This window comes from Streptomyces sp. NPDC001922 (assembly GCF_042891165.1).
In the GTDB taxonomy this organism is placed as follows: Bacteria; Actinomycetota; Actinomycetes; order Streptomycetales; family Streptomycetaceae; genus Streptomyces.
In genome coordinates, this window is sequence record NZ_JBIASV010000001.1 from 52,235 (window position 1) to 67,185 (window position 14,951).

Annotated in this window: 11 protein-coding genes; 9 read left to right on the forward strand and 2 right to left on the reverse strand. The window is 74.8% G+C overall.

Features of this window, described 5'->3' with window-relative positions; genetic code table 11:
* Nucleotides 1-579 precede the first annotated feature (579 nt).
* Entirely contained in the window at nt 580-1,317 is a 738-nt protein-coding gene (locus ACFYYR_RS00240; protein WP_388844953.1) for a hypothetical protein, read from the reverse strand.
* Between the two features lie 85 nt (nt 1,318-1,402).
* Between ACFYYR_RS00240 and ACFYYR_RS00245 the strand changes: the two genes are divergently transcribed.
* From ACFYYR_RS00245 to ACFYYR_RS00275, 7 genes are all read left to right on the forward strand, one after another.
* Nucleotides 1,403-2,248, forward strand: coding sequence for an adenosylcobinamide-GDP ribazoletransferase (locus ACFYYR_RS00245; RefSeq protein ID WP_388844956.1), 846 nt, complete (start codon nt 1,403-1,405; stop codon nt 2,246-2,248).
* Between the two features lie 425 nt (nt 2,249-2,673).
* Nucleotides 2,674-4,206: a leucyl aminopeptidase gene (locus tag ACFYYR_RS00250; protein ID WP_388844958.1), complete on the forward strand. Its 1,533-nt coding sequence runs from the start codon at nt 2,674-2,676 to the stop codon at nt 4,204-4,206.
* A 673-nt stretch (nt 4,207-4,879) separates the two neighbouring features.
* Nucleotides 4,880-6,268: a dihydrolipoyl dehydrogenase gene (gene lpdA / locus ACFYYR_RS00255; protein WP_388844961.1), complete on the forward strand. Its 1,389-nt coding sequence runs from the start codon at nt 4,880-4,882 to the stop codon at nt 6,266-6,268.
* A gap of 52 nt (nt 6,269-6,320) precedes the next feature.
* Nucleotides 6,321-8,054: a 2-oxoglutarate dehydrogenase, E2 component, dihydrolipoamide succinyltransferase gene (sucB, locus tag ACFYYR_RS00260; RefSeq protein ID WP_388844963.1), complete on the forward strand. Its 1,734-nt coding sequence runs from the start codon at nt 6,321-6,323 to the stop codon at nt 8,052-8,054.
* A gap of 359 nt (nt 8,055-8,413) precedes the next feature.
* Entirely contained in the window at nt 8,414-9,427 is a 1,014-nt protein-coding gene (locus ACFYYR_RS00265; protein WP_388844966.1) for a helix-turn-helix transcriptional regulator, read from the forward strand.
* 413 nt (nt 9,428-9,840) lie between these two features.
* Nucleotides 9,841-10,359, forward strand: a complete 519-nt coding sequence (locus tag ACFYYR_RS00270) for a DUF4240 domain-containing protein (RefSeq protein WP_388846383.1) — start codon at nt 9,841-9,843, stop codon at nt 10,357-10,359.
* Nucleotides 10,360-10,628: 269 nt separating this feature from the next.
* Complete coding sequence (locus ACFYYR_RS00275; RefSeq protein WP_388844969.1) at nt 10,629-11,405, forward strand: GNAT family N-acetyltransferase; 777 nt, start codon at nt 10,629-10,631, stop codon at nt 11,403-11,405.
* Between the two features lie 133 nt (nt 11,406-11,538).
* Here ACFYYR_RS00275 and ACFYYR_RS00280 read toward each other — a convergent pair whose 3' ends face one another.
* Entirely contained in the window at nt 11,539-12,045 is a 507-nt protein-coding gene (locus ACFYYR_RS00280) for a GNAT family N-acetyltransferase (RefSeq protein ID WP_388844972.1), read from the reverse strand.
* Nucleotides 12,046-12,117: 72 nt separating this feature from the next.
* Between ACFYYR_RS00280 and ACFYYR_RS00285 the strand changes: the two genes are divergently transcribed.
* Together ACFYYR_RS00285 and ACFYYR_RS00290 are read left to right on the forward strand one after the other, a co-directional pair.
* The gene (locus ACFYYR_RS00285; RefSeq protein WP_388846385.1) at nt 12,118-13,020 is read left to right on the forward strand and encodes a TIGR01777 family oxidoreductase; all 903 of its coding nucleotides are present in this window, start codon (nt 12,118-12,120) and stop codon (nt 13,018-13,020) included.
* Between the two features lie 433 nt (nt 13,021-13,453).
* Nucleotides 13,454-14,785 (forward strand): NAD(P)/FAD-dependent oxidoreductase, encoded by a 1,332-nt coding sequence (locus tag ACFYYR_RS00290; protein WP_388844975.1) that lies wholly within the window; start codon nt 13,454-13,456, stop codon nt 14,783-14,785.
* The last annotated feature ends 166 nt before the right edge of the window (nt 14,786-14,951 follow it).

Genomic DNA, 14,951 nt, shown 5'->3' on the forward strand with positions numbered 1-14,951 from the left:
CCTGGGGCTACCGGCCCGTCCAGGACCTGGGCGCCGTCCAGGCCTCCCTGCCCTGGTGGCTCGCCCTTCTCCGTACCCCCCTCTCGCTCTTCGTGCCCGCCCTCGACCTGCCGGTGTGGGGCGCGCTGGTCCAGATCCTGGTCGTCTTCGGCCTCTGCGAGATCTGCCTGGGCCGGCTGCGGACGCTGGCGATCGCCTATCTGGCCACGCTCACCGGGAGTCTGTACGCCCGGTACGGCACCTCGGCCGGCCCCGGGGGATTCCTCGGCCTGCCCGCCGAGGACGCGTTCGTCCACGACACCGGGCCGTCGGCCGCGGTCGTCGCGCTCGCGGTGCATCTGTCGTGGACCCACCGCGCCTGGTTCACCGGCGGGGCCGTGGTGCTGGCCATGGTCGTCGAAGTGATCGTCAAGCCGAATCTGGCGGGCAAGGAGCATCTGGCCGCGCTGAGCGGCGTGCTGACGCTGTGGGCGGTGCGGTCGCTGTGGCGGGCGGCGCGGGCCCGGTCCGCGGGCCGGCGCCGGGCCGGACGGCCGGGCGTCCCCGCGCCCGCGGACGGCCGGTTCGCCGGCCACCGGTTCACCCGCTGGGCGCGCCGGCCACCAGGTCCGACAGCCGCCGTCGCAGACGGTTCCAGCGTTTGTCGTGCCGATACGCCCGCAGCCGTGATCTCGCCCGGGCCCGCGGCCGGTTGCGGTAACAGCGCTTCGCCCAGAACGAGCCGGGCAGGGCGAGGCGTACCGCACCGATGATCGCCAGGTAGGGCACCAGGACGCCGATCACCGCGAGCTGGGTCTTCCCCTTCAGCAGGGCGATGAGGACGATCAGGAAGTTCACCGCCACGGTGAGCGCCACGGTGGCCCGGTCCTGCTGCTCGTCGGCGGACAGGTCGTTCACGCCGAAGGGGAGGAAGCCGACCAGCATCAGCCCGACGACGGCCGCGGTGAGGACGACCGCCTCGACGCTCTGCCGCCCCTGGTCGGTCCAGTAGACGTCGGAGAGGTGCAGGACGAGCGCGAACTCGTCGAGCACCAGCCCCACGCCGATGCCGAAGAGGACCGCGGCGAGGGCGGTGCCGAAGCCGTGCCGGTCGCCGGCGATCACGCCGAAGCCGCCGACGACGGTGAGGATGATGCCGGGGACGACGTGATGGATGTGGACGCCGCCCGAGCTGACGTTGCGGAACGGCCCCTTCCCGGCCCGGATCATCCGGGTGATGGAGCGGGTGATGAGGAACGTCAGGATGAACGCGGTGAGAGCGAGCAGCAGGGGCAGCTTCCCCGGCTCCCCGATGTTGTGCTCCCACCAGTGACCCATGACACCCGCTCCCGGTTCCCGCAATGCCCGGCCTGATCACGTATGAGCAATCTAGCGCCGGGACGTGCCCGATAGCCTGCGCGCGATGACCGACACGACTCCGGAACCGGCCTCCGGCCCCACCGGCCCCGAGGGCGCCGCGGGCCCGGCCGCCCGTGCCTCGCTGAGCGACGGGCTGCGCTTCGCCTTCGGCACGCTGACCGTGCTCCGGGTACGGGTCTCCCGCTGGGACCGGGCCGCGGCCCGGGGCGGCATGCTCGCCGCCCCGCTGGTGGGCGCGGTCGTGGGCCTCGCGTCGGCGGCGCTCGGCGTGCTGTTGCTGCTGCTCGGCGGCGGGCCGCTGCTCGCGGCGGTGGCGACCGTGGCGGTTCCGGCGGTGCTGACCCGCGGACTGCATCTGGACGGGCTCGCCGACACCGCGGACGGCCTGGGCAGCGGCAGGCCGGCCGAGGACGCCCTGCGCATCATGAAGCGTTCGGACATCGGCCCGTTCGGCGTCGTGACCCTGCTGTTCGTGCTGCTGGGCCAGGTGGCGGCGGTGAGCGAGCTGTACGCGGCGGGCCGGGCGTACGGCGCCGCCGCGGCGGTCGTCGCGGCGGTGGCGGCCCGGCTGGCCCTCACCCTGGCGGCGCGGGCCGGGGTTCCGGCCGCCCGTCCGGAGGGGCTGGGCGCGGCGGTCGCGGGCGTCGTCCCGGTGCGGTCGGCGGTCGGGGCGACCGTCGTCACGGCCGTTCTCTGCGCCGCCGCGGGCGCGGCCTTCGGGCCGGACGCGGCGGCCCGGTACGCGGCGGCCCCGCTCGTCGCCGTGGCCGCCGCCGAACTGCTGCTGCGCCGCTGCCGGCGCCGCTTCGGCGGGGTCACGGGCGATGTGTTCGGCGCCCTGGCGGAGACCGCGGCGACGGCCGCGCTGCTGGTGACGGCGCTCGGCTGACCGGGCCGCCGGGGCCGGGCCCTCGGGCGGCCGGGCGGCTGGGGCCGGGCCCTCGGCCCGCCGGGCCGGGCCGCGCGGAAGCCCCGGCACCCGGCGCGGGACACCCCGGCCGGCCTCTGCTTCTTTTTGACGTTCCGTCACATTTCGCTGTGACAGGGCCTCCTGGCCCCGTACCCCGGGATCAAGCGGCGGAGGGATTCGTTCCGCCGTCGGCCGCGCACAACGGGCCCCCTCCGGCCCCATTCCGCCGGGCATCCGCGGGCCCGGGCTTCGTACAGCCGGTCGGAACAGTCGGAATACGATGCACGGAGCGCCCGGGGCCGTGCGTGGTTGCACGGCTGGTGGGCTGGGCCCGGCGACGGGCCCGAGCGGCGGCCGGCCCACCGACTGGCCGAGGAACGCAACGGAAGAGGAACCCCAACACCGTGACTGCTCTGACTCTCAGCACCTCCTCAGCGGCGTCGCTCCGCGCGGACGCCATCGTCATCGGCGTGGCCAAGGGCGAGAAGGGCCCGGTCGTCGCATCCGGAGCCGAGGACGTGGACAAGGCGTTCGACGGAAAGCTGGCCGCCGTCCTGGAGACCCTCGGCGCCTCGGGCGGCGAGGGCGAGGTGACCAAGCTTCCGGCACCGTCCGGCTTCAAGGCGCCGGTCGTGCTGGCGGTCGGGCTGGGCGAGAACCCCGGCAAGGGCGAGGGCTTCGACGCCGAGACGCTGCGCCGGGCCGCCGGAGCCGCGGCCCGTGCGCTGTCCGGCTCCGCGAAGGGCGCGTTCGCGCTCCCCGTGACGGACGCGGCGGACGCCGCCGCGGTGGCCGAGGGCGCGCTGCTGGGCGCGTACACCTTCACCGCCTACCGGACCGACGGCAACGGCAAGAAGAAGGCGGCGGACGACAAGTCCGCCCCGCTCGCCGAGGTCGCCCTGCTCGGCACCAAGTCGCGCGACAAGGCGTTCAAGGCCGCGGCCGAGCGCGCGACCGCGCTGGCCGCCGAGGTCAACCGCGCCCGCGATCTCATCAACACCCCCTCGAACGACCTGACTCCGGCGTCGTTCGCCGCCGAGGCACAGGCAGCAGCCAAGGAGCACGGCCTCAAGGTCGAGGTGCTCGACGAGAAGGCGCTCGCCAAGGGCGGCTACGGCGGCCTGATCGGCGTCGGCAAGGGCTCGGAGAACCCGCCGCGGCTGGTGAAGCTCAGCTACACCCACCCCAAGGCGAAGCAGCACCTGGCCTTCGTCGGCAAGGGCATCACCTACGACTCGGGCGGCATCTCGCTGAAGCCGGCCGGCCACAACGAGACGATGAAGTGCGACATGAGCGGCGCCGCGGCGGTGCTCGGCGCCGTCGTCGCCGCGTCCCGGCTGGGCCTGCGGGTGAACGTGACCGGCTGGCTGGCGCTCGCCGAGAACATGCCGTCCGGCTCCGCCACCCGCCCCGGCGACGTGCTGCGGATGTACTCCGGCAAGACCGTCGAGGTGCTCAACACCGACGCCGAGGGCCGGCTGGTGCTGGCCGACGCGCTCACCCGCGCCTCGGAGGAGAAGCCGGACGCGATCGTCGACGTGGCGACCCTCACCGGCGCCATGGTGGTCGCACTGGGCAACCGCACCTTCGCGGTCATGGCCAACGGCGACGCCTTCCGCGACACGGTCCACGAGACCGCCGTTTCGGCGGGCGAGCAGGCCTGGCCGATGCCCATGCCGAAGGAGCTCCTCAAGAGCATGGACTCCCCGGTCGCCGACATCGCCAACATCGGCGAGCGCGCGGGCGGCGGCCTGGTCGCCGGTCTGTTCCTGAAGGAGTTCGTCGGCGAGGGCATCGACTGGGCCCACCTGGACATCGCGGGCCCGGCGTTCCACGAGAGCGCGCCGTACGGCTACACCCCCAAGGGCGGCACCGGCTCCGGCGTCCGCACCCTGGTGCGGCTGGCCGAGCGCGCCGCCGCCGGCGACCTCGCCTGACGGATCACCGCCGCCCCTGCGGCTTCGTCCGGGCCCGTCCCGGCGGGCCGCAGGGGGCGGAGGCCGGGCACCGCGCCCGTGCCGACGACCGCCCGGCCCGCGCCGGGGCCGGGCGCGGCCCCGGGAGCAACGGGCACACCGCGGGCACCGGGAGCAACGCAGGCCCCGCGAGCACCGAGGGCACCGAGGACACCGAGGGCACCGGGAGCCGACTGCTGATGCAGGAGCACCGGACGTCGGCCATTGCCCCAGCAGCCCCGAGCGCCACAGAGGTTTCCCTTCCGGACGCGGGGCGCTCCCCCGGTGGGCGCCGCCGCGCCCCGGGAGCCGCCACGGCGCTCCGGAAGGGGCCGTGCCCGGGTTCCGCCGCCCCGGAGGAAGGGGCTCCGTCGGCCGTCCCCGGCGCCCGCCGCGGATCCGCGAGTTCGCCCTCAACGAAATCCGCAACCGTCTACGCGCAAGTAACCCCTATCCCTGCCGGGAGAGGCATCTCACAGCCTGGCCCCGCGTCCCGCCACCCGCGAACAAGTGCGAAGATGTTGTCTCGGCAGAACAGGGCCCAGGCTCATTCACACCCCGAGCCCGACGCAAGGGCCGAAGCAAAGCGGCCGAACAACAGCCGCCGCCGGTCGGCAGGACCGGCTCCGGCGTACCCATGCATGGAGGACGTGACGTGGCGAACGACGCCAGCACCGTTTTCGACCTAGTGATCCTCGGAGGCGGTAGCGGTGGTTACGCCGCTGCCCTGCGCGGGGCGCAGCTGGGCCTGGACGTCGCCCTGATCGAGAAGGACAAGCTGGGCGGCACCTGCCTGCACCGCGGATGCATCCCCACCAAGGCGCTGCTCCACGCCGGTGAGATCGCCGACCAGGCGCGCGACGGCGCGTCCTTCGGCGTGCAGACCTCGCTCGACGGCATCGACATGGCGGGCGTGCACAAGTACAAGGACGGCGTGATCTCCGGCCTGTACAAGGGCCTGCAGGGCCTGGTCGCCTCCCGCAAGGTCACCTACGTGACCGGCGAGGGCCGGCTGACCTCGCCCACCACCGTGGAGGTGAACGGCGAGCGCTACGAGGGCCGTCACATCCTGCTGGCGACCGGTTCCGTACCGAAGTCGCTGCCGGGCCTGGAGATCGACGGCGAGCGCGTCATCTCCTCCGACCACGCGCTGGTGCTCGACCGCGTGCCGAAGTCCGCGATCGTGCTCGGCGGCGGTGTCATCGGCGTCGAGTTCGCCTCCGCCTGGAAGTCCTTCGGGGCCGACGTCACGATCGTCGAGGCGCTTCCGCACCTCGTCCCGGTCGAGGACGAGAACAGCTCCAAGCTGCTGGAGCGCGCCTTCCGCAAGCGCGGCATCAACTTCTCCCTCGGCTCCCGCTTCTCCGGCGTCGAGCACACCGCCGACGGCGTGAAGGTCTCGCTGGAGAACGGCAAGACCTTCGAGGCCGAGGTGCTGCTCGTCGCCGTCGGCCGCGGCCCGGTGTCGCAGGGCCTGGGCTACGAGGAGGCCGGGGTCGGCATGGACCGCGGCTACGTCCTCGTCGACGAGTACATGCAGACCAACGTGCCGACCATTTCGGCCGTGGGCGACCTCGTTCCGACCCTCCAGCTCGCCCACGTCGGCTTCGCCGAGGGCATCCTGGTGGCGGAGCGCCTGGCCGGTCTCAAGACCGTGCCGATCGACTACGACGGTGTGCCGCGGGTGACGTACTGCCACCCGGAGGTCGCGTCCGTCGGCATCACCGAGGCGAAGGCCAAGGAGCTGTACGGCTCCGACAAGGTCGTCGCGCTCAAGTACAACCTCGGCGGCAACGGCAAGAGCAAGATCCTGAAGACCGCGGGCGAGATCAAGCTCGTCCAGGTGCGGGACGGTGCCGTGGTCGGCGTCCACATGGTCGGTGACCGTATGGGCGAGCAGGTCGGCGAGGCGCAGCTGATCTACAACTGGGAGGCGCTGCCGGCCGAGGTCGCGCAGCTCATCCACGCGCACCCGACCCAGAACGAGGCGCTCGGCGAGGCCCACCTGGCCCTGGCCGGCAAGCCTCTGCACTCCCACGACTGACCGTCACGGGCGCGACCCCATCCGCACAGATTTTTAAGGAGCAACCGTAACCATGGCGGTTTCCGTAACCCTTCCGGCGCTCGGCGAGAGCGTCTCCGAGGGCACCGTCACCCGTTGGCTCAAGGCCGAGGGCGAGCGGGTCGAGGCCGACGAGCCGCTGCTCGAGGTCTCGACCGACAAGGTCGACACCGAGATCCCGGCCCCCGCGTCGGGTGTCCTGTCCTCCATCAAGGTGGCCGAGGACGAGACGGTGGAGGTCGGCGCCGAGCTGGCCGTCATCGACGACGGCTCCGGCGCCCCCGCCGAGGCCGCCGCCCCGGCCGCCGAGCCGGCCCCGCAGGCCGAGCCGGAGCCCGAGCCCGAGCCGGCCCCGGCGCAGGCCGAGGCCCCCGCCGCCGCTCCGGCCGCGGGCTCCGCCGAGGGCACCGACGTGGTGCTGCCGGCGCTGGGCGAGTCCGTCACCGAGGGCACCGTGACCCGCTGGCTGAAGCAGGTCGGCGAAGAGGTCGCGGCCGACGAGCCGCTGCTCGAGGTCTCGACCGACAAGGTCGACACCGAGATCCCGGCCCCGGCCGCGGGCACCCTGCTCGAGATCCTGGTCGGCGAGGACGAGACGGCCGAGGTCGGCGCCAAGCTGGCGGTCATCGGTGCGGCCGGTGCCGCTCCGGCCGCCGCCCCGGCCGCCCCGGCGCCCGCTCCGGCCGAGGAGGCTCCGAAGCAGGAGGCCCCGAAGCAGGAAGCCCCGAAGCAGGAGGCTCCGGCCCCGGCTCCGCAGGCCCCGGCCGCTCCGGCTCCCGCCCCGGCCCCGGCTCCGGCCCCCGCGCCGGCTCCGGCTCCGGCGGCGCCCGCCGCTCCGGCCGGTGAGGCCGACGGCGCGTACGTCACTCCGCTGGTGCGCAAGCTGGCCTCGGAGAACGGCGTCGACCTGGCGGGCGTGAAGGGCACCGGTGTCGGTGGCCGGATCCGCAAGCAGGACGTGCTCGCCGCCGCCGAGGCCGCCAAGGCCGCGGCTCCGGCCGCGTCCGCCGCCGCGCCGAAGAAGGCCGCCGCCGTCGAGGTGTCGCCGCTGCGCGGCCAGACGGTCAAGATGACCCGGATGCGCAAGGTCATCGGCGACAACATGAAGAAGGCCCTGCACGACCAGGCGCAGCTGACCACCGTGGTCGAGGTGGACGTCACCAAGATCATGAAGCTGCGCGGCCAGGCCAAGGACGCCTTCGCTCAGCGTGAGGGCGTCAAGCTCTCGCCGATGCCGTTCTTCGTCAAGGCCGCGGCCCAGGCGCTGAAGGCCCACCCGGTCATCAACGCCCGGATCAACGAGGACGAGGGCACGATCACCTACTTCGACACCGAGAACATCGGTATCGCGGTGGACTCCGAGAAGGGTCTGATGACCCCGGTCATCAAGGGTGCCGGCGACCTCAACATCGCCGGTCTCTCGAAGAAGACCGCGGAGCTGGCCAGCAAGGTCCGGTCGAACAAGATCACCCCGGACGAGCTGTCCGGCGCGACCTTCACGATCAGCAACACCGGCTCGCGCGGTGCGCTGTTCGACACGGTCATCGTGCCCCCGAACCAGGTCGGCATCCTGGGCATCGGCGCCACGGTCAAGCGCCCGGCGGTCCTGGAGACCCCGGAGGGCACCGTCATCGGTGTCCGCGACATGACCTACCTGGCGCTCTCCTACGACCACCGCCTGGTGGACGGTGCCGACGCGGCCCGTTACCTGACGGCCGTCAAGGAGATCCTGGAGGCCGGCGAGTTCGAGGTCGACCTCGGGCTCTGAGCCGCAGCAGGCACGCACGACGGCCGCGCCCCCGCTCCCGCACTCCGCGGGGCGGGGGCGCGGCCGTTCCGCGGTTCTCCCCGCCCGTGCCCGGTGCGGCAGGGCGTTCGCCGGTCCGCGGCCCGGCGCGCGGGCGGCGCGTATCGTTCCGGTGCGGCGCGGAGGGACGGCGGGTGATCCGGCGGCCGGTGCGGCACCCCGGCCGGGCGGTGCGCGCGCCGCGGCGGGCCGCGGGGCGGTGGGTCCCCGGAGCGGCGGGGCACCGGAGCGGCGGGCCCCGGAACCGTTCCCGCCGGAACCGTTCCCGCCGGACACGGCGTCCCTGACCGCGGCGGGTGCGGACCGAGGAAGGAGAACCGGTGCGAGCGGCACGGCTGATGCGTCTGGTCCTGCTGCTGCAGAGCCGCGGCGGCATGACCGGCGGCGAGCTGGCACAGGAGCTGGAGGTCTCGGAGCGCACGGTGTCGCGCGACGTCCTGGCGCTCTCCGAGGCCGGTGTGCCGGTGTACGCGGACCGGGGACGGACCGGCGGCTACCGGCTGGTCGGCGGCTACCGCACCCGGCTGACGGGGCTGGGCCGGGCGGAGGCCGCGGCGCTCTTCCTCTCCGGTGTGCCCTCGGCACTCGCCGGGATGGGGCTCGCGGACGCCGGGGCGGCGGCCCGGCTCAAGGTGGCCGCCGCGCTGCTGCCGGAGCTCCGGGACGCGCCCGAGGACACCGCGCAGCGCTTCCACCTCGACGCGCCGGGCTGGTGGCAGGAGCCGGTGACGCCGGAGCTGCTGCCCGAGGTCGCCGAGGCGGTGTGGGACGACCGCCGGCTCGCGGCCCGCTATGTGCGCGACGGGTCGGAGGTGGCCCGGGAGCTGGAGCCGCACGGCCTCGTGCTCAAGGCGGGGGTCTGGTACGTGGCGGCCCGGGTGGCGGGGCAGTTCCGGGTCTACCGGGTGGACCGGTTCGCCGCGGTGACCGCCGGCCCGGAGCGGTTCGTCCGGGACGCGGACTTCGACCTGCCGGCCTTCTGGGCGGAGCGGGCGGCGGCGTTCGCCCGCTCCATCCTGCGCGACCGCGTCGTCCTGCGGCTGTCGGAGGCCGGCGCCCGGTGGCTGCCGCAGGTGACGGACCGGGCGGCGGCAGGGGAGGCACTCGCCGCGGCCGGGCCGCCCGACGCACAGGGCCGGGTGACGGTCACCCTGGCCGTGGAATCGCTGGAGGTCGCCTACGCCCAGCTCCTGGGCCTCGGCCCGGAGGCGGAGGTGCTGGAGCCGGTGGAGCTGCGGCAGCGCTGCGCCGAGGCGGCGGAGCGCTCGGCGGCCCTCTACGGCCGGGCGCACGGCGCACCGGGAGCGGAGAAGGACTCGGCCGACGCACGGTGACCGGGCGGCAGGAACGGCGGTCCCGCCGCCCGGCATGAGGGCGGGAGGCCCGCCGGGGCCGGTGGACGGCGGCAGAAGGGCACGGGTTCCCGGACGCAGGGCGCTCTGGTGCCGCTCCCGTGGGCACGGGCCGTGGTGGCCGCTCCCCGGGGGCGCGGGCCCTCATTCCGCTCCCGGGCGCGCAGGCCCTCGTCCACGCCCGGGCGCACCGCCGGGCACCGGGAGTACGTACCGTGCGCCGGGGGCCGCTGCCGCCCCGGCAGCCGTCCCGGGCGCTGCGCCGACCGGGCGGCCCGTAGGACAGTCGCAAGATCACTTCGATCACGGCGCGGTACCCCGGCCGGTAACGACACAGCCGCAGCCTCGCCGCTCCGCGTGCGTCGGGGGGTGGCAGGGCCGATCCTGGTCCCGTGATGGACGAGACGGACTTCTGGGAGATCATCGACAGCGCCCGTGAGGCCGCCGAGGGCGACCCGGAGGAGCAGGCGGAGCTGCTCGTGGACCGGCTGCTGCAGTTCGACCCGGAGGCCGTGCTGGACTTCGCCCGCCACTTCGAGGCCCGTTTCAACCGCGCCTACCGGTGGGATCTCTGGGGCGCCGCCTGGGTCCTGCTGGGCGGCGCCAGCGACGACGCCTTCGACAACTTCCGCTGCTGGCTGATCGGCCAGGGCCGGGAGGTCTTCGAGGGGGCGCTGCACGAACCGGACGACCTGGCGGAGCTGCTCGACGACTTCGACGAGGAGGTCGACGGCGACGCCGAGGAGCTGGGCTACGCGGCCGACGAGGCGTACGAGCAGCTGACCGGGCTGGAGACACCGGAACTGGGCCTGGCCGCACCGCCCCGGGAGCCCGCGGGCACGGCCCTCGACTTCGAGGACGACCGGACGCTGACGGAACGCTTCCCCAAGCTGTGGGACGCGTTCCGGCCCTGAGGCCGGGGCGTTCCCGGGAGGGTGCCGGGGCGTTCCGGCCCTCAGGCCCGGGCGTTCCGGGACGGAGCCGGAGCCGTGGGTCCTTCGCCCCTCCCCCGGCCGTTGCCCGTGCCCCCCCTCGCCGGGTGCCTCTCTCCTCCCGTTACGCCTCTCCTCCCGCGCGCCGTCGTGCCCCGCCCGCACCGCCGCGTTCCGCACTCCCCCACTCCGGTCCGCGGTTGTCGCAAAACCGGTTGTGGGCCGGGGCCGCGCGGTGCTGGACTCTGCGGATGGATCATGAGCCGATGCTCCACCTGTTCGACCGACGGATGCGGCGCGACGTACCGGCCGACGGCCCCGGCGCCCGGGTCGAGCGGGCCGGAGACGTGGTGCGGCAGGTGGGTGCGGAAAGCGGCTGGAACGGCGTCGTCTGGTCGGACCTGACCCCGGGGACCGCGGATGCCGCCGTCGCGGAGCAGGTGCGGTACTTCACGGCGCTGGGGCGGGAGTTCGAGTGGAAGCTCTACGCCCATGACCGGCCGGGCGACCTGGCCGAGCGGCTGACGGCGGCCGGGTTCGAGCCCGGTCCGGAGGAGTCCCTGATGGTGGCCCGGGTCGGCGACCTGGCGCCCCGTATCGACCTGCCCGACGGCGTCCGGCTGCACCCGGTCACCGGTCCGGCGGGCGTGGAACTCCTGGCGGCGGTCCACGCGGAGGCGTTCGGCACCGGCTCCGCCGGGCTGCGGGAGCGGCTGCACGCCCAGCTGACCGCGCATCCGGACACCGTCCACGCGGTGGTCGCGATGGCCGAGGGGCTGCCGGTGTCCGCGGCGCGGATGGAGCTGTATCCGGGCACCGGGTTCGCCGGGCTCTGGGGCGGCGGCACAGTGGCGTCGTGGCGCGGGCGGGGCATCTACCGGGCGCTGATCGCCCACCGGGCCCGGATCGCCGCCGAGCGCGGCTACGACTACCTCCAGGTCGACGCCTCCAGCATGAGCGCCCCGATCCTGGCGCGGCTCGGGTTCGTCCGGCTGAGCACCACCACACCGTTCGTGTACCGGCCCTGACCCCCGCGGAGGTGCCGGGGCGGACCGGTCGGGGCCACCTGTCAGTCGGGGGGCGGTTCGGCGCGGTGGGACCGTTCGGCCGGTGGGTGGGACCTCCCGGCCGGGTGGGCTGCTCGCTCAGGGGGCCGCTCGGTCACGTCGTGAGCGACCGGCCCATCATCACGTCGTCGACGTACTCGCCCGCCACCAGGAACTCCCCCGGCAGCACGCCCTCCACCACGAAGCCCGCCGCCGCGTAGAGCCGACGGGCCGGGGTGTTGTGCCCGAGCACCCGCAGGGTGATGCGGGTCGCGCCCTGCCGGCGGGCCTCGTCGCAGGCGGCGTCGAGGAGCGCCCGCCCGATGCCCCGGCCGCGGGCCCAGGTGTCGACCGCGAAGCCCTGGATCAGCCGCACATGGGCGTTGGTGGGCAGCGGCACGGGCTGGATCAGCCGCACGTAGCCGGCGACGCGCCCCTCGTACTCGGCCACCAGGAAGTGGGCGGGGCGGTGCCGCTCGTCGAAGAAGGGGTCGGTCTCCAGCGGCGGGCTCGGGGTCACCGCGTGCAGCGTCGACCAGGTGCGCCGGTCCAGTGCTGTCAGCACGGCATCGTCGTCGGGGACGGCAGGACGAATGACGGTACGTATGTGCGAGTCGGGCATGAGAGACACTGTGTCATCCCGCCCGTGTCCGCCCGGTTGTTTTCCGGCATCCCGGGCAGCGGCCGGGGCAGGATGTCGGGCATGCGCATCGCGGTCACCGGCTCGACCGGTCTCATCGGAACGGCACTCGTCCGCTCACTGCGGTCCGACGGACACGAGGTGGTCCGCCTGGTGCGGCGGCCGCCCCGGGCGGCGGACGAAGTCGAGTGGGACCCGGAACGTGGATATGTCGACACCGCCGGTCTGATGGGCTGCGACGGGATGGTGCACCTCGCGGCCGCGGGGATCGGGGACCGCTACTGGACCGCGGCGTACAAGCGGAAGCTGCGGGACAGCCGGGTGCTGGGCACGGCCACCGTCGCCGAGGCGCTGGCCTCGATGGACAACCCGCCCCGGGTGCTGCTGAGCGGCAGCGCGGTCGGCTTCTACGGCGACACCGGGGACCGGACCGTGGACGAGTCCGCCCCGCCCGGCGACGGGTTCCTCGCACGGCTCTGCGTGGACTGGGAGGAGGCGGCGGCACCGGCCCAGGAGGCGGGCATCCGCACGGTGTTCGCGCGCACCGGGCTGGTCGTCTCGGGCGAGGGCGGGGCCTGGGGCCGCCGGATCATCCCGCTGTTCAAACTGGGGCTGGGCGGCCGGCTCGGCGACGGCAACCAGTACTGGAGTCTCGTCGCACTGCGGGACGAGGTGGCGGCGCTGCGCCACATCCTGCAGACGGAGGAGCTGTCGGGGCCGGTCAACTGCACCGCGCCGGAGCCCGCCACGAACCGCGACGTGACCGCCGCGCTGGGGCGCGCGCTGCGGCGGCCGACCGCCCTCGCCGTCCCGGCCCCCGCGCTGCGGCTGGGCCTCGGCGAGCTCTCCGAGGAACTGCTCGGCAGCAAGCGGGTACTGCCCCGGCGGCTGCTCGAAACGGACTTCTCCTTCGCGTATCCGACGGCGGACGCCGCGGTGCGCTCCGCGCTGACCTGACCGCCGGCCGGGACTCCGGTGCCGCCGCCCCCGGTTCCGGCCCGGTGGAGGACGGCCGGCACGGGGTCCGCCGTACCCCGTCCGCCGCCCCGACGCCGGCCCGTTCCGCGTACCGCCCCGGCGGGGTCCGGCAGCCGGGGGCGAGCTGCGGTGGGCCGGGATCGGCGGGCAGCTGCCGACGGGTTCCGGACAGGCGCCGATTGACCGCTTTAGACCACTCTCTTCCACCTCTTGACCAGCCAACAATCCCTATGCGTTCATCGTGCGACGGAAGTGCGCCCATGCCCGGTCGGTGCGCGACTGACTACGACCGAATTCGTTCCTACGCTCGTCCGTAACTCGAGCATCCCGAGAGGCCGTTGAGGGCATGAGGTCCCCAGCGGCCGGGCAGGGCCGCTCAGCGCGAGACATCGCCGACCTCGGGGAGGGGCCCGTGCTCAGCAGCGCAGCACGCCACAACACACACCGGACGGACGTCGTCGTCGTGGGCGCCGGGCTGGCGGGTCTCTCCGCGGCGCACCAGTTGACCGAGGCGGGCGTCGGGGTCACGGTCCTGGAGGCGGCCCCTCATGTCGGGGGCCGGATGGCCACCGACATGGTCGACGGCTTCCGGCTCGACCGCACCCCGCAGCTCCTCAACACCTTCTACCCCGAAGTGCTCCGCACTCCGGGCCTCGGCGGTCTGACGCTCCGTCCGCTGTCGTCCGGAGTCCTGGTGCACCTCGGAGGCCGCCACCAGCGGTTCGGCGACGCCCGGAGCTCCCGCGGCGCGCTGACCGCGGCCCGCGCCCTCGCGTCGGCCGCGCGGTCGCCGCTGGGCGGCGCCCTCGACCAGGCGCGCGCCTCGGCGTTCCTGAACCGGCTCGCCGCGCTCCCGGCCGACCGGCTGCTCTCGCGCCCCGAGCAGACCGCGGCCGAGGCCCTGCACTCCAGGGGGCTGCCGGGCCGTACCGTCGACGGCTTCCTCCGGCCGCTGCTGACCGCCCTGCTCAGCGACCCGGGCATGAACACCTCCAGCCGCTGCGCCGAGCTGGCGCTGCGCGGCTTCGCCCGGGGCCGGCTCTGCCTTCCCGCGGGCGGTGCCGCCACGGTCCCGGAGCTGATGGCCGCGGCGCTGCCCCCGGGCACCGTGCAGACCGGGGTGCGCGCCGTCGCGGCGTCCACCACCTGCGTCGACACCGCCGAGCACGGGCAGTTCGCCTGCCGGGCGGTGCTGGTGGCCACCGGTGCGCGCGCCGCGGCCGAACTCCTCCCGGGCCTGCGGGTCCCGGACTTCCACCCGGTGACCGTGCTGCACCACGCGGCCGAGGTGTCCCCGCTGGCCGAACCGACGCTCCTGCTGGACGGCGAACGGCGTGGCCCGGTCTCGCACACGGCCGTCGTCAGCGAGGCCGATCCGTCGCGGACGCCGCCCGGCGGGGTCCTCATCACCTCGACGGTGCTCGGCTCCGCCGCCGCGCAGTCGCCGGACGTGCTCGACAAGGCGGCCCGCGGTCAGCTCGGCGAGCTCTACGGCACCTCCGCGGACGGCTGGCGGCTGCTCGGCGCCCACCACGACCCGGAGGCGGTGCCCGCCATGGGCGCGCCGCACGACCTGCGGCGTCCGGTGCGGGTGCTGTCGGGCCTGTACGTCTGCGGGGACCACCGCGACACCAGCACGGCCCGCGGCGCGATCCTCTCGGGCCGTCGCGCCGCGCACGCGGCCCTGCGGGACTTCGGCCTGCCGCCCGCGGAGGAACCGCCGGCGCTGCCCATGGCGGCCTGAGGGCGAGGGGCGACGCACCGGCGCCGGGGGCCGCCCGGCACCCGCCGGTGCGTCCCGTCGCGCCCGTACGCGTCCCGCTCCGCCGGTGCCCGGTACGTCCCGCCCGGGTGCGACACCGGTCCGTCCCGCCCGGGTGCGGGCACGCTCACCGGCCCGCGCCGCACCG